Origin of the sequence: Paenibacillus sp. FSL P2-0136 (assembly GCF_037975325.1) — a bacterium.
In the GTDB taxonomy this organism is placed as follows: Bacteria; Bacillota; Bacilli; order Paenibacillales; family Paenibacillaceae; genus Paenibacillus_AQ; species Paenibacillus_AQ silagei.
On record NZ_CP150244.1, the window covers coordinates 6,495,509 to 6,510,248 of the forward strand.

The following is a 14,740-nucleotide window of genomic DNA, read 5'->3' on the forward strand; positions in this document are numbered from 1 at the left end:
CTCACTTGGGGCGGTGCATCATATATTCGATACTGCTGTGAACAAGCTCCTGGATTCTCGCTTGCTGTCCTGTGTAATATAAATAGCCGATCATGCATTCAAAAGCAGTGGCGTGGCGGTATTCCAGCACATCCGCATTTTTGGGAATGCTGCCGGATTTGGCATTGCGCCCCCGTCTGACCACATCCTTCTCATCCTCGGTGAGCACCGGGTCCAGATAAGCAAGAATGTTGCTCTGAGCTCTGGCGGAGACCAGTCCGGTCGCCGACCGGTGCAGATGCTGGGGGCGCAAATTAGGCAGCGAGATCAGATACTGCCGGACTGCAACTTCGTAGATAGCATCACCTGCATAAGCAAGGACGATTGGAGGCAGCAGATGGGCAGGCTTAGAGGGTTCATACGGGAACCAGGCGCGGTTCAGATCAAACAGCCCGTTCATTTGCGCCGCCACCGCATTCCCTGTGGAGTATCTTCCAGCAGAATTCCCAGCGCATTCAGCTCATCGCGGATTTCATCCGACCGGCTCCAGTTCTTGTTCTTGCGCGCTTCCACACGCTCTGCAATCAGGCGTTCCACCTCTTCGCTTGCCACTTCTTCCTCAGTCTCTACCGTGAGGCGAAGCACCGCATTCATCTCGGCAAAAGCCTTCAGCAGCGCGGCGAAGTCAGCCGGATTCGCCTCAGGATCAGCAAGCGTAAGGTTCGCCAGGCTCACCCAGTCGAACACCGCCGTAATAGCGTCCGGTGTATTGAAATCATCCTGCATCCGCGCATGGAAGCTGCTAAGGATAGCGGCCAGCCGCTCCGTAACCTGCGGACTTGCTTCACCCTTTGTCCCCTCCGCCGCCAGTTCAAGGCGATGCTTCACATTGCCTTCAGCCAGAGCGATCCGCTCTACGCTTTTCTCAGCAGATAGCAGTGCTTCCTCGGTGAAGTTCAGCGGATTGCGGTAATGGCTGGATAGCATGAAGTAACGGATAGCACCCTGCTTGAAGCGCGCGCGGATATCCTTCACGAGGAGGCCATTCCCCAGCGACTTTGACATTTTCTCGTCACCGATATTCAGAAAAGCATTATGCATCCAGTAATTCGACAGCGGTTCACCCGTCAGCGCTTCGGTCTGGGCACATTCGCATTCATGATGCGGGAATTTCAAATCCTCTCCGCCGCCGTGAATGTCGATCGTTGTACCCAAATATTCACGCACCATCGCCGAGCATTCAATATGCCAGCCTGGACGGCCCTCTCCCCATGGACTGGACCAGTGAACTTCGCCCGGCTTGGCTGCCTTCCAGAGTACGAAATCCTCCTGGTTCTCCTTGCGCGAATCCACCTCGACACGGATACCGAAGCGCAGCTCCTCCAGATTCTGGCGGGACAGCTTGCCGTAATTGGCAAATTTCCCGGTACGGTAATACACATCTCCGCCGTTCTCATACGCGTAGCCTTTGTCTTCAAGCTCCTTAATGAACTCGATAATCGTGTCCATGCTCTCCGTAACGCGCGGATTCATCGTCGCCGGCTTCACGCCCAGCCCGGCCAGATCCTCCTGGTAGGCGGCAATGAACATTTCGGCAACCTCGGCTACAGTGATGTTCAGCTCCTCCGCCTTGCGGATCATTTTATCATCCACATCGGTGAAATTTGTCAGATAGCGGACTTCATTACCAAGCGTCTCCAGGTAGTTGCGCACCATGTCAAAAACAATGACCGGTCTTGCATTCCCGATATGCATATAGCCGTAGACCGTGGGTCCGCAGACGTACATCTTCACCTTATCCGGCTCCTGCGGTACAAATTCTTCCTTCGTGCGCGTCATTGTGTTGTAAATGTGCAAAGCCATTCTTGTCCCAACCCTTTCTATTGTCCCCGGATTTCTGAAATGCCGGTACTCTTAAATTTCGTAATCGCCGATGTATTGCTGGCTTTCGAGCCGCCGCTGTTCCTGCTTCTGCTTATCTTCAGCACCCATCTTTTCTCTTAGCTCCTCGATTTCCTTCTGCAGGAATTTGAGGGAATCAATCAGCGGGTCAGGCATCTTGGTATGATCCAGCCGGTCGGATACACGTTCGCCGTTACGCTTAACCACACGCCCGGGATTGCCGACTACCGTGCTGTTGTTAGGCACTTCACGCAGCACGACTGCGTTAGAGCCGATATTAGAATTATCGCCGATTCGGAAGGAACCCAGTACTTTGGCACCAGAGCCGATGACTACATTGTTGCCGACGGTAGGGTGCCGCTTGCCCTTCTCTTTGCCGGTCCCCCCGAGTGTAACTCCCTGATAGATAATAACATCATCGCCAATCTCACAGGTCTCACCAATGACAATACCCATTCCGTGGTCAATAAACAACCGGCTGCCGATGACCGCGCCCGGATGAATCTCCACTCCCGTCATGAACCGGCTGATCTGAGAGACCATGCGTGCCAAGGTAAACCAGCGGCGTTTATAAAAAGAGTGGGCCATCCGGTGTGCCCAGATCGCATGAAGCCCGGCGTAGGTGAAGACGACCTCGAACCTGCTGCGGGCAGCGGGATCATTGTCGAATACTGCCCGAATGTCCGACTTGATATGCTTAAACATCGCGGTTCCCCTCTTCTTTGGATGCTATATTTCAAGTTACATTCTTATATTTCAACAAAAAACGCCCCTGCAGCATGATAGCTGCAGAGACGTTTAACCGCGGTCCCACTCTGCTAGAACATTCGTATATTCCAGAGCTGTTAAACTTCGCAGCCGCTGTATCCGGTGTTCCTCTTGGTGTCTGTAACGGCGACAGCCCGGCACAGTCTACAGCCCCGCACAGGGACATTCAACCATGCAGCTCACAGGTGCATCTTCAGCGGCAGACAAATGAATAACTCCCAGCCTGCAAGGGCATTCGCCCTTAAGCGGTTATTCTCTCTGGTAATTGTCCTTATACGCCTACTTTTCCTGATCCCAGCTATTTCTTATATTCTTATATCTTAGCGAAAAGCCACAGAACTGACAAGTGTCTTCTACCCTCGCCCGTCCCTGCCCTAAGCGCCTTTGATTTGTGATTTCAAGCGTTCGATCACCCGGCTGCGGCCGAGCAGCGCAATCGTTGCATTCAAGTCACGGCCATGCATCTGTCCGGTAAGAGCGACACGAATCGGCATAAACAGCGCTTTGCCTTTGTGACCGGTCTCCTTCTGCACTTCCTTGATTAGAACAGCCATATGCGGGGCGCTGAAATCTTCGGCAGCCTCCACTTTGGCCAGAAATGCGGACAGCACTTCAGGAACCTGAGCTTCGGCAAGCACCCCTGCCGCTTCGGTCTCCAGCTCCAGGTGGCTGCGGAAGAACAGCTCGGAGAGGGCGACAATATCCGACGCAGCTGTCATTTGCTCCTGGTACAGTGCAACCAGGCTCTCCGCCCAGCCCTGCTGCTCCTCACTGAGCACCTCAGGCAGACGGCCCGCCTTCTGCAAATGAGGAATGGCAAGTGCAGCAATCCGCTTAGGATCGGCATGCTTGATATAGTGATTGTTCAGATGAGCCAGCTTGTTCGTATCGAACACTGCCGGACTCTTCGACAGACGGTCCGCCGTAAAGATCGAGATCAGCTCTTCCTTGGTGAAGATCTCCTCTTCACCCTCAGGCGACCAGCCCAGCAGAGTGATGAAGTTGAATAGAGCTTCCGGCAGGTAGCCCAGCTGATCGTACTGTTCAATAAACTGAATGATCGATTCATTCCGTTTGCTCAGCTTCTTATGGTCATCGCCGACAATCAGCGTCATATGTCCGAAGAGAGGCGCTTCCCAGCCCAGTGCCTCATAAATCATGAGCTGGCGCGGGGTATTGGAGATATGATCTTCTCCGCGCAGCACATGGGAGATAGCCATCAGATGGTCGTCCACCGCTACAGCGAAGTTATAGGTCGGAATACCGTCCTTCTTCACGATGACGAAGTCACCCATTTCTTTGCTGTTGAACGAAATGCTGCCTTTTACGATATCATTGAAGGTATAAGTGCGGTCTTCCGGAACAAGGAAACGGATGCTGGCCACGCGTCCCTCTGCCTCAAAGGCCAGGCGCTGCTCCTCGGTCAGATTACGGTGTTTGCCGGAATAACGCGGGGTTTCGCCGCGTGCCGTCTGCTCCTCGCGTTCAGCCTCCAGCTCTTCCTCTGTGCAATAGCAGCGGTAAGCCAGGCCGCGGTCCAGCAGATCCTGCCAGTAGACACGGTACAGATCCAGACGTTCAGTCTGGCGGTAAGGCCCGTATTCGCCGCCTACATCCACGCTTTCATCCCAATCGATTCCCAGCCACTTCAAATACTTCAGCTGGCTCTCTTCACCTTCTGCAATGTTGCGCTTAAGATCCGTATCTTCGATCCGGATAATGAATTTGCCGCCCAGATTGCGGGCGAACAGATAGTTAAACAAGGCTGTTCTGGCATTTCCGATATGTAAATGTCCCGTAGGGCTCGGTGCGTAACGCACCCGAACTTGATCCGCCATGGGTTTCCCTCCGCTTCATATTGGTTGAAATCAGGCCTTTATTTACGCTAAAGCCATCTCACGATGATATCACATCTTGCAGCAGACAAACAATAGATTGGGCGGCAATTCCCTCTCCGCGCCCTGCGAAGCCAAGCTGCTCGGTCGTTGTTGCTTTTACATTCACCTTCGATACGTCAGCGTTCAGCGTGCGGGCAATAATCTCCGTCATCTGCGGAATATAAGGTGCCATCTTCGGTTGTTGCGCTATGATGGTTGAATCGATATTCCCCAGCCGGTATCCGCGCTCACGCGCAAGTGCCCATACCTGCTCCAGCAGCTTCAGGCTGTCTGCATCCTTGAAGGCCGGATCGGTATCGGGAAAATGTCTGCCGATATCCCCAAGGCCCAGCGCTCCCAGTATAGCGTCGCTTACCGCATGCAGCAGCACATCCGCATCGGAATGCCCCAGCAGCCCCTTCTCATAAGGAATCGTCACTCCGCCGATAATACACGGCCTTCCCTCGACCAGCTGGTGTACGTCAAATCCTTGTCCTACAGCAATCATCTGTGTCCCTCTCCCCTGCTTCTTACTGTGAATTCAGCGAAATCCAAGTCCTCCGGCGTCGTGATCTTAATATTCATGTAGCTTCCTTCTACAACTGACACGGTAATGCCGCTGCGTTCCGCCAGACTGGAATCATCTGTCCCGAGAAAACCGTCCCGCTCTGCCTCCTCATAGGCGGACAGCAGATCGGACAAACGAAAAGTCTGCGGGGTCTGAATCGCCCACAGACTTCGCCGGTCCGGCGTTGACAGCACCTTGCCTTCACTGTCGACCTGCTTGATCGTATCCTTAACCGGTACTGCAAGCACCGACGCTCCAGCGGACTGCGCCCGCTCGTAGCAAGCTTCTATCTCGCTGTCCTGTACGAACGGCCTTACCCCGTCATGAACCATGACCCAATGGGTCTTAAGTTCATCCAGTCCGCGGCGTACCGAGTGCTGGCGCTCCGTTCCCCCGGGAATGACCGCAGCCACTTTATCCAGCTTGAAGGCTTGTACCCACTGCTTACAGCGCTGCACATCCTCTTCCCCGGTGACAAGCACAATCTCGGAGATCAGCTTATGCCGCTGGAATACCTCCAGGGTATGCACGAGTATCGGCTTGCCCTGCAGCAGCAAATATTGCTTGCTCTCTGCCGTTCCCATCCGGGTTCCTCTGCCTGCCGCTACGATAACGACGCCAACACTGTTTGACATGCTTTCGGCTCCTGTCTTTCTTTCACGTATACTCCCATCATAACGTGTTTGGCTGGCATTTCCAAGCCCGAAAGGGTGCTGCCGGAGGCCTGGGCTGAACTTATTGTGCTTTTTCCAGAAGCTTCGGTTTGGCAAAAATCATCCGTCCTGCCGATGTCTGCAGCACGCTCGTCACCAGAACCTCCATCGTAGTGCCGATATAATCCCGGCCGCCCTCCACCACAATCATCGTGCCATCGTCCAGATAGGCTACGCCTTGTCCATGTTCTTTACCGTCCTTGATCACCTGAACAATGATCTCTTCGCCCGGCAGAACCACCGGCTTCACTGCATTCGCCAAGTCATTAATATTCAGCACCGACACTCCCTGCAGCTCGCATACCTTGTTAAGGTTAAAGTCGTTGGTGACGACCTTGCCGTGCAGTACTTTCGCCAGCTTGACCAGCTTGCTGTCCACTTCTGAGATCTCCTCGAAATCCCCTTCATAGATCAGCACCTTAACGTCCAGCTCCTTCTGAATCTTATTCAGAATATCAAGCCCTCTGCGTCCGCGGTTACGCTTCAGCAGATCCGATGAATCCGCAATATGCTGCAGCTCCTCCAGCACGAACTCAGGAATAACAATCGTGCCTTCGATGAAGCCCGTTTTACAGATGTCAGCAATCCTCCCGTCAATAATCACGCTGGTATCGAGGATTTTATGCTCCTGAGTTCCACGCTCCTCCGGTTCAGCAGAGCGTGCCCAGCGTCCGGTATTCCAGAGCGAAGCCAGCTCCTCCTTCTTTTCCAGCCCGATCCGCAGGCCCATATAACCCAGAGCAAGCGTGGCAGCTACCTGCAGCAGCTCACCTGCTTTACCCAGCCAGGACATGGCGGGATACAGCAGCAGAGACAGCAGCAGACCTCCCGTAAGCCCTGCTGCGCCTGCAGCAAGCTCATTCATCGGGATACCCGAGCAATACGCAACCATCTCCCGCAGCTTTGAACTTGCCCATTCCGCGCATAAAGTCCCCGCAATCAGAAAAATAATGGCACCCAGCACCGCAAACAAAATGCTTCCTTCCATAGGCAAGCTATCCTCCAGTTTCCCAAGGCCTACCGGGAACCCTCTTTCTGCCGCGTGATATAGCGAATAACCGGACCAGGCTCCACAACACCCGGCAAGTATCAAAACAGACTTTTTCCACATAACCTCGCACCTCCTTTTATTCATCCATCAATCCTCTATACCTCACCAGTATGTTCCAATTTTTAGGACGATAATCCGGGGGCGCGTTATTTTTTCTGCAAGCCCCGAATTTCGTCCGGTTCTGTTGCCGTAAACTGCTATTCCTGGTTGAAAATGAGGGAGACCCTGGCATATAATGAATTCAATTCGAACCCAGGGGTGAATGGAAAATGAGCGCACCAAGTTTACAGGCCTTCCAGGATCAAGTCTCCGAACTGCTGCTCCGTCACCGTAGTCTTCTGGATGTCATGTCCAAGAACGGACAGAGCAGTGCTTCCGTCAACCGGGCTGTCGTCAAAGCCATTACCGAATGCGGCTGCATTCAGCTGCATGCCACCAAGCAGGTCTTCGAGCCCACTCTAGGCCTTGAGCAAGCCAAGGAGCTTGCCGGAACCCATCTGGCAGGGGAGCTGTGTGAGAACTGCCGGGAGGTCATTGGCTCCGAGCTGGGCCGCGAGCTGTTCTACATGTCTGCACTCTGCAATTTGCTTGCTATCAATATGGACGAGGTTGTCGCCAAGGAATCGCAGAAATGCGCAACACTCGGGTTGTTCAACTTGTCCTGAGCAGACCGTCCGCGCTCTCCTTCATCCATTCCGCCAGCTCCGGGGGAACCGTATTCCGTATACTTCCCTCCCCGCAGGCAGCAAAAAGGCATTGCACTCTCCTGATATTCAGGAAAGGCAATGCCTTTTGTATATAGCGGTCTATGAATGAAATAAGTTCTGAAGAAGGGCTAACCGTTCTTGGAATGATATACCTTATCCTCCGCGCGTCTTCTGCGGCGGCGTTGCCGGCGGACCTTAAACAGTCCTAAGCTCTGTCTGAAGCCGTACAATGCATACAGCGCCAGCAGTCCAAAGATCAGCTTGGCAATCTGTTCAGGGAAGACCACCGCAACAGCTACAGCGATCACAATAACTACAGGTGCGCCTATAACCGCTTTTTTGGGAAAACCAATCTTCTTGAAGTTGGGATACTTCACTGTGCTGACCATCAGATACGACAACAGCAGGGTAGCCACAATCATGAATGGTGCGGATACATCCTTATGGAAAAGTGCAAGCGTGGCCAGAACCCCGCCCGCAGCAGGAATCGGCAATCCTACGAAATATCCCGGAATCCCCGGGCGGACATTGAACCGGGCCAGACGTAAGGCTCCGAATACAGGGAAGATCGCTGTGACGGTCCATCCCAGTGCAGGATTCAGCTCCTGCAGACTTGTTAAATACATAATCAGCGCCGGGGCGACTCCAAACGAAACTACATCGGATAGAGAATCCAGCTCCTTGCCGAATTCACTCTCACATTTCAGCGCACGGGCCATCCGGCCATCCAGCCCATCGAGCAGCATCGCGATAATCACCATGATAGCGGCCATGCTCAGCTTGCCGTCAAACGCCATCATGATACCAAACATTCCAAGCATCAGATTACCAATCGTAAAAAGACTTGGAATTGATTTTTGTATCATTTCTTCACCTCAATTTTCCTACTTGTACTGCATGGGACTGCAACATTACGTGATTGTATGGTATTTACATTTGTCTGTCAATAAGAACTTGTTTCTGGAGCCGCTTCAGCCCGTCCTGAATATTGCGTGCGCGGACCTCGCCAATGCCGTCCACTTCATCAAGCTCAGCTATGCTTGCCTTCATCAGGTTAGGCAGCATTTCGAAGCGTTCTACCAAATTGTGGATGATTACATTCGGCAGCCGTGGAATCTTGTTCAGCAGGCGGTAACCACGCGGAGTTACAGCTTCTTCGGAGGAAATGGCTGTTGAGGAATAGCCCAGCAGGCGGGCAATATGGTTGTCATCCATCAGTTCATCATCACTGCTGCGCTTCAGCCCGGCAATGATCTCACGGATCTTCTCCTCCTGCTCTTCTCTGGCGTAGTCTCTGTACAGCAGCCATGCTTCTTCCTCTGTATTTCCAACCAGTTCTTCCATCTGCATACTGATCAGCCGGCCTTCATTGCCAAGCTCGTTGATATAACGCTTAATTTCCATTTTGATTCTCAGCACCATCTCCACGCGCTGGATCACACCGACGACCTCGGCCACCGTCACAATCCCCTCATATTCGGAAGCGGACAGGTTGGTCAGCCCTTGTGTCAGAACGGCTCTGTACTTCTCCAGGGTCTGGATCGCCTGGTTGGCTTTGGCCAGAATCGAACCAATTTCCTTGAGTGCGTAACGGATGGAGCCCTGATACAGCGTAATAATATTACGGCGCTGGGAAATAGAAACGACCAGCTTGCCGGTCTGCTTCGCTACCCGTTCTGCCGTCCGGTGCCGGATTCCTGTCTCGATCGAAGAGATGGAGGAATCGGGGATCAGCTGCGTATTGGCGTACAGAATCCGCTTCAGATCCTCGCTCAGAATAATCGCTCCGTCCATTTTGGCCAGCTCGTATAAATAGTTTGGTGAAAAATCGCAGTTAATGGAGAAGCCGCCATCGACAACCTCCATGACCTCCGGACTATATCCGACAACAATCAGTGCCCCGGTCTTCGCGCGAAGCACATTCTCCAGCCCTTCCCGGAAGGGTGTTCCGGGTGCAGCCATTCTAAGCAGATCATTCATATTATCTGATGGATTATATTCTTTCATATCCCTGTGCCCCCTAATCTAACGCGACCGCTAGTGCCTGTGCTACTGTGCTGACGCCTATAATCTGGATATCCTGCGGATGCTTCCAGCCCTTCAGACTCTTCTCGGGCATAATAACCCGCCGGAAGCCAAGCTTGGCCGCCTCTTTCACCCGCATCTCTGCGCGTGATACCCCTCTCACCTCACCGGTAAGCCCTACCTCCCCGAAAAACACATCATACGGCTTGGTCGGAAAATCACGGAAGCTGGAGGCAATGCTGATAGCGACAGCCAAATCCACCGCCGGCTCATCCAGCTTCACTCCTCCCGCAACGTTGAGGTAAGCGTCCTGATTCTGCAGGAACATGCCCATCCGCTTCTCCAGCACAGCAATGATCAGCGCCATCCGTTGATGATCCATACCTGTGCACATTCTGCGGGGCGAAGGGAAATGTGTCGAAGCCACCAGCGCCTGCAATTCAACAAGAACGGGTCTTGTGCCTTCCATGCTGGCTACTACCGCTGACCCGGCAACTCCGAGCGGGCGCTCAGACAGGAACAGCTCCGACGGGTTCTCCACCTCGGTCAGCCCGATTTCCCCCATTTCAAAGATCCCGATCTCATTGGTGGAGCCGAAGCGGTTCTTCACCGCCCGCAGCAGACGGTACGTATGATGGCGCTCCCCTTCAAAATAAAGGACGCAATCCACCATATGCTCCAGCATACGCGGTCCGGCAATAGCGCCTTCCTTGGTTACATGCCCTACAAGCACCGTAGCAATTCCCCGGATCTTGGCGATCCGCATGAATCTTGTCGTACATTCCCGCACCTGTGCTACACTGCCCGGCGCACTGGTTACCTCCGGCATAAATACAGTCTGGATCGAGTCAATGACCAGAAACTGAGGCTGAATCTGCTCAATCGCTTCCTCAATGCTCTCCATGTTCGTCTCACACAGAACGTACAATTCCGCAGACAGCGCTCCGAGGCGGTCGGCCCGCAGCTTGGTCTGCCGCACAGATTCTTCCCCCGAAATATACAGCACGCGCAGCCCTTGTGTAGTCAGGGCATGCGAAGTCTGCAGCAGCAGGGTCGATTTCCCGATTCCGGGGTCGCCTCCGACCAGCACTAGCGAGCCGGGAACGATCCCGCCGCCAAGCACGCGGTTAAGCTCACCGATGCCCGTCAGAATACGGGGCTCCTTGTCACTTTCTATATTTATGATCGATTGCGCCTTTTCTTTACTCTGAAAAATAGGTGCATTCATGCCTTGTGTTTTGACGACGCTTTCCGTTTCCTCTACCATCGAGTTCCATTCCTGGCAGCCCGGGCACTTCCCGAACCACTTCGGTGATTCGTAGCCGCACTCGGTACAGAAAAATTTTGTTTTAGGTTTAGCCATGTGCACTCCTTACCGTCCGAACTTGCTAAAATTGCGGATATTTTACTCTTATTCAAAGTTTACCATTTCTGCACACTGAACGGAAGGACACTTAAGATCTAGTTTTCATTTGCGTCTTCTTTTAGGCATGTTAGGGTATAAACAAATAAAGCTCCCGCCCCTCTATACGGAGGAACGGGAGCATTGTTTCATTTTCCGGAACAATTATTCAGTTTCGACTGTTTTCTCCAGGGAGACCTCGGCCGGTGCTTCAACGGTGGTTACGACCAGTTCGCCGTTCACCTCATCAATGTTCAGGGAATCCCCCTTCTTGATGTTGCCCTTGAGCAGCTCTTCAGAGAGGCGGTCTTCGATATGCTTCTGAATCGCCCGGCGGAGCGGACGGGCACCGAAGGCCGGATCATAGCCCTCTTTGGCCAGGAATGCTTTGGCGCCGTCAGTGAGCAGGAAATCTACATCGTACTCACGCAGACGCTTGCGCAGCTCCTCGGACATCAGAGTCACGATCTCTGCGATATGCTTCTCATCCAGCGAGTGGAAGACAATGATCTCATCGATCCGGTTCAGGAACTCAGGCCGGAAGCTCTTCTTCAGCTCTTCCATAACCTTGCCCTTCATGTTGCTGTAATCCGCGCCTGCATCCTGTACTGCGGTGAATCCAAGCGTCGAATTCTTCTTGATCGCCTGTGCCCCTACGTTCGAGGTCAGGATGATCAGGGTATTGCGGAAATCGACCACGCGGCCCTTGGAATCGGTCAGACGGCCGTCTTCCAGTACCTGCAGCAGAATGTTGAACACTTCAGGGTGGGCCTTCTCAATCTCATCCAGCAGTACAACCGAGTAAGGCTTGCGGCGCACCTTCTCTGTCAATTGTCCGCCTTCTTCATACCCTACATACCCTGGAGGCGCTCCGACCAGCCGGGAGGTGGAATGCTTCTCCATATACTCCGACATGTCGATGCGGATTACCGCATTCTCGTCACCGAACATCGCTTCGGCAAGCGCCCGCGCCAGCTCGGTCTTACCAACCCCGGTAGGTCCGAGGAAGATGAAGGAGCCCATCGGACGTTTCGGGTCCTTCAGACCCGCACGCGCCCGGCGGAGTGCCCGGCTGACCGCCTTAACGGCTTCGTCCTGGCCAATTACACGTTCATGCAGCAGGGCTTCCATATTCAGCAGGCGGTCTGTCTCTTCTTCCTTCAGCTTGCTGACCGGAATGCCGGTCCAGCTGGCCACCACCTGTGCGATATCCTCAGGTGTAACCTGGGAATCGGTGCGGCCCTGCTTTTCTTTCCACTGGTTCTTCGTAGTGTCCAGCTCTTCACGAATCTTCTGCTCGGTATCGCGAAGTGCAGCAGCCTTCTCGAACTCCTGGCTTTGTACTGCGGAATCCTTCTCCTTGCGGATATCATCCAGACGCATTTCCAGTTCCTTCAGATTCGGCGGGATGGTGTAAGAATTCAGTCTTACCTTAGAGCCTGCTTCATCAATCAGGTCAATGGCCTTGTCTGGCAGGAACCGGTCAGGAATGTAGCGGTCAGACAGCTTAACTGCTTCCACAATGGCTTCATCTGTAATCTTCACCCGGTGATGGGCTTCGTACCGGTCACGAAGACCGAACAGAATCTGTACAGCTTCCTCAGGGGAAGGCTGATCCACTGTGATCGGCTGGAAGCGGCGCTCCAGCGCGGCGTCCTTCTCAATATATTTGCGGTATTCATCAAGTGTTGTGGCACCGATGCATTGCAGCTCACCACGGGCGAGGGCAGGCTTCAGGATGTTGGAGGCATCAATCGCGCCTTCCGCACCACCCGCTCCGATAAGCGTATGAAGCTCATCAATGAACAGCACGATGTTGCCCGCCTGGCGAATCTCATCCATGATTTTTTTGAGGCGGTCTTCGAATTCACCGCGGTATTTCGTACCAGCCACTACAGAACCCATATCGAGGGTCATGACACGTTTGTCGCGCAGCGTCTCCGGAATTTCATTGTTGATGATCTTTTGGGCCAGACCTTCGGCAATCGCCGTTTTACCAACCCCAGGTTCACCGATCAGCACCGGATTATTCTTGGTCCGGCGGCTCAGCACCTGAATGACACGCTCAATTTCCTTGCTGCGGCCGATCACAGGGTCGAGGTTACCGTCCTTGGCATAGGCCGTCAGATCGCGGGCCAGGCCGTCCAGTGTTGGCGTGCTGACGTTAGCCGGAGCTCCGCTGTGGCTGGAGGTGGCTTCACTGCTGCCCAGGAGCTGCAATACCTGCTGGCGGGCCTTGTTCAGGCTAATGCCGAGATTGTTCAGCACACGGGCTGCTACGCCCTCTCCCTCGCGGATCAGACCGAGCAGGATATGCTCTGTTCCCACATACGTGTGACCCAGCTTGCGGGCCTCGTCCATGGACAGCTCGATCACCTTCTTGGCACGAGGAGTATAAGCGATGTTGGTCGGTTGTTCCTGACCTCTGCCAATCAGTGTTTCCACTTCATCCTGTATCTTCTCCAGACCCAGACCAAGTCCGATCAATGCCTTAGCGGCAATGCCGTCTCCTTCACGAATCAGTCCGAGTAAAATATGCTCTGTCCCAATGTTGTTGTGTCCCAAACGTACGGCTTCTTCCTGCGCCAGCGCCAGCACCTTTTGTGCGCGTTCCGTAAATCTTCCAAACATCATATCTCCTGCACCTCCACGGATAATAAATATCTATAATTTAATGTTGTGATCCCAGTGTCTCCCGGAGCAGCTTCGCCCGGTACATATCGCGTTCAGTAGGCGACAGCTCGTCACCGAACAGCTTTTGCAGAAAGCCCGGCTGAGTCTTGACATTCAGCTCATTGAGCACTGAAATCGAAGGCCCTTCCAGAATCCCCAGATCTACACCAAGCCGCAGATCGGAGAGCCGCTGTGCCGATTCTTTCAGTTCCATCACAGCAGCATAGGCCAGAATTCCGTAGGAGCGCTTGATACGGTCCGTAATCCGCAGAGCGGAATCGACCAGCAGGCGTTCGCGGGCGTTGCGTTCATGCTCTATAATCTGGGTGACTACGCTGTGAAGATTCTCAATAATCTCATTTTCGGTCTGTCCAAGCGTAATCTGGTTGGAGATCTGAAAGATATTCCCTACTGCTTCGCTGCCTTCACCATAAATTCCTCTAACGGTAAGCCCCACCTGATTAACTGCGGACAAAATGCGGTTGATCTGATGCGTCATCACCAAGGCCGGCAGATGCACCATAACCGAGGCTCTCAGCCCTGTTCCCACATTGGTGGGACAGCTTGTTAAGTAGCCTCTGCGGTCATCGAAGGCGTAATTGACAGCAGCCTCGAAAATATCATCGATGGCGGTTGCCCTTACCCAGGCTTCTCTGACCTGCAGCCCCGGGAACAGGCATTGAATGCGGAGATGATCCTCCTCATTGATCATAATGCTGACCGACTCGTCCTCATTAAGAATGACTGCCCCGCCCTTGGAATCATCCGCCAGTTTAGGACTGATGAGGTGCTTTTCCACCAGTACCTTTTTGTCCAGCTCACCCAGCTCATCCAGTCTCAACAGCTCGAAGCTGCCGAAGTCGGCCGAAGCTTCACCCTGAAATACGGGGGCAAGCTGCTCCAGCACCTCCTCCGACTGCTCTCTTGAAGCGAGCAGCGGGAACGGAAGATGCTCCAGATTACGGGCGATCCGCATACGGCTGCTGATGACAATCTCGGAATGGCTGCCGCCGCAGCGCATCCAGTCACTCAGTGCTTGTTCGGTAAACCGGAGACTTGACATGCCCGGATCCCT

The 14,740-nt window shown here is 53.6% G+C and carries 13 protein-coding genes; 1 reads left to right on the forward strand and 12 read right to left on the reverse strand.

All coding sequences use genetic code 11. The features are described from left to right. Position 1: 1 nt before the first annotated feature. From NYE26_RS27745 to NYE26_RS27775, 7 genes are all read right to left on the reverse strand, one after another. Positions 2-439 (reverse strand): ribonuclease III domain-containing protein, encoded by a 438-nt coding sequence (locus NYE26_RS27745; RefSeq protein WP_036721873.1) that lies wholly within the window; start codon positions 437-439, stop codon positions 2-4. Continuing rightward, positions 436-1,842: a cysteine--tRNA ligase gene (cysS, locus tag NYE26_RS27750; protein ID WP_036721875.1), complete on the reverse strand. Its 1,407-nt coding sequence runs from the start codon at positions 1,840-1,842 to the stop codon at positions 436-438. Before cysS ends, NYE26_RS27745 begins: the two co-directional genes overlap by 4 nt. A gap of 51 nt (positions 1,843-1,893) precedes the next feature. After that, the gene (cysE, locus tag NYE26_RS27755) at positions 1,894-2,586 is read right to left on the reverse strand and encodes a serine O-acetyltransferase (RefSeq protein ID WP_036721878.1); all 693 of its coding nucleotides are present in this window, start codon (positions 2,584-2,586) and stop codon (positions 1,894-1,896) included. Positions 2,587-3,023: 437 nt separating this feature from the next. After that, entirely contained in the window at positions 3,024-4,487 is a 1,464-nt protein-coding gene (gltX, locus tag NYE26_RS27760; RefSeq protein ID WP_209878853.1) for a glutamate--tRNA ligase, read from the reverse strand. 58 nt (positions 4,488-4,545) lie between these two features. Continuing rightward, positions 4,546-5,034, reverse strand: coding sequence for a 2-C-methyl-D-erythritol 2,4-cyclodiphosphate synthase (gene ispF, locus NYE26_RS27765; protein ID WP_076081728.1), 489 nt, complete (start codon positions 5,032-5,034; stop codon positions 4,546-4,548). Then, entirely contained in the window at positions 5,031-5,729 is a 699-nt protein-coding gene (ispD, locus tag NYE26_RS27770) for a 2-C-methyl-D-erythritol 4-phosphate cytidylyltransferase (protein WP_036721883.1), read from the reverse strand. Before ispD ends, ispF begins: the two co-directional genes overlap by 4 nt. A gap of 100 nt (positions 5,730-5,829) precedes the next feature. Continuing rightward, on the reverse strand, positions 5,830-6,918 hold the full coding sequence (locus NYE26_RS27775; protein ID WP_339251625.1) for a PIN/TRAM domain-containing protein: 1,089 nt from the start codon (positions 6,916-6,918) through the stop codon (positions 5,830-5,832). Positions 6,919-7,127: 209 nt separating this feature from the next. Between NYE26_RS27775 and NYE26_RS27780 the strand changes: the two genes are divergently transcribed. Then, positions 7,128-7,523, forward strand: coding sequence for a hypothetical protein (locus NYE26_RS27780; protein ID WP_036692322.1), 396 nt, complete (start codon positions 7,128-7,130; stop codon positions 7,521-7,523). A gap of 170 nt (positions 7,524-7,693) precedes the next feature. Here the strand turns inward: NYE26_RS27780 and pssA are convergent, their stop codons facing one another. The 5 genes from pssA to NYE26_RS27805 form a co-directional block, all read right to left on the reverse strand. After that, positions 7,694-8,431: a CDP-diacylglycerol--serine O-phosphatidyltransferase gene (pssA, locus tag NYE26_RS27785; protein ID WP_076081725.1), complete on the reverse strand. Its 738-nt coding sequence runs from the start codon at positions 8,429-8,431 to the stop codon at positions 7,694-7,696. 64 nt (positions 8,432-8,495) lie between these two features. Then, the gene (gene disA / locus NYE26_RS27790) at positions 8,496-9,572 is read right to left on the reverse strand and encodes a DNA integrity scanning diadenylate cyclase DisA (protein WP_036721893.1); all 1,077 of its coding nucleotides are present in this window, start codon (positions 9,570-9,572) and stop codon (positions 8,496-8,498) included. A gap of 13 nt (positions 9,573-9,585) precedes the next feature. Next, on the reverse strand, positions 9,586-10,953 hold the full coding sequence (gene radA / locus NYE26_RS27795; protein WP_036692317.1) for a DNA repair protein RadA: 1,368 nt from the start codon (positions 10,951-10,953) through the stop codon (positions 9,586-9,588). A gap of 204 nt (positions 10,954-11,157) precedes the next feature. Beyond that, positions 11,158-13,626 (reverse strand): ATP-dependent protease ATP-binding subunit ClpC, encoded by a 2,469-nt coding sequence (gene clpC / locus NYE26_RS27800; RefSeq protein ID WP_076081724.1) that lies wholly within the window; start codon positions 13,624-13,626, stop codon positions 11,158-11,160. A 37-nt stretch (positions 13,627-13,663) separates the two neighbouring features. Next, positions 13,664-14,728, reverse strand: coding sequence for a protein arginine kinase (locus tag NYE26_RS27805; RefSeq protein WP_339251630.1), 1,065 nt, complete (start codon positions 14,726-14,728; stop codon positions 13,664-13,666). Between the last annotated feature and the right edge of the window lie 12 nt (positions 14,729-14,740).

Coding starts and splice junctions, on each gene's coding strand:
- NYE26_RS27745 (WP_036721873.1), bottom strand. CDS start 439: ATGAACGGGCTGTTTGATCTGAACCGCGCCTGGTTCCCGTATGAACCC.
- cysS (WP_036721875.1), bottom strand. CDS start 1,842: ATGGCTTTGCACATTTACAACACAATGACGCGCACGAAGGAAGAATTT.
- cysE (WP_036721878.1), bottom strand. CDS start 2,586: ATGTTTAAGCATATCAAGTCGGACATTCGGGCAGTATTCGACAATGAT.
- gltX (WP_209878853.1), bottom strand. CDS start 4,487: ATGGCGGATCAAGTTCGGGTGCGTTACGCACCGAGCCCTACGGGACAT.
- ispF (WP_076081728.1), bottom strand. CDS start 5,034: ATGATTGCTGTAGGACAAGGATTTGACGTACACCAGCTGGTCGAGGGA.
- ispD (WP_036721883.1), bottom strand. CDS start 5,729: ATGTCAAACAGTGTTGGCGTCGTTATCGTAGCGGCAGGCAGAGGAACC.
- NYE26_RS27775 (WP_339251625.1), bottom strand. CDS start 6,918: ATGTGGAAAAAGTCTGTTTTGATACTTGCCGGGTGTTGTGGAGCCTGG.
- NYE26_RS27780 (WP_036692322.1), top strand. CDS start 7,128: ATGAGCGCACCAAGTTTACAGGCCTTCCAGGATCAAGTCTCCGAACTG.
- pssA (WP_076081725.1), bottom strand. CDS start 8,431: ATGATACAAAAATCAATTCCAAGTCTTTTTACGATTGGTAATCTGATG.
- disA (WP_036721893.1), bottom strand. CDS start 9,572: ATGAAAGAATATAATCCATCAGATAATATGAATGATCTGCTTAGAATG.
- radA (WP_036692317.1), bottom strand. CDS start 10,953: ATGGCTAAACCTAAAACAAAATTTTTCTGTACCGAGTGCGGCTACGAA.
- clpC (WP_076081724.1), bottom strand. CDS start 13,626: ATGATGTTTGGAAGATTTACGGAACGCGCACAAAAGGTGCTGGCGCTG.
- NYE26_RS27805 (WP_339251630.1), bottom strand. CDS start 14,728: ATGTCAAGTCTCCGGTTTACCGAACAAGCACTGAGTGACTGGATGCGC.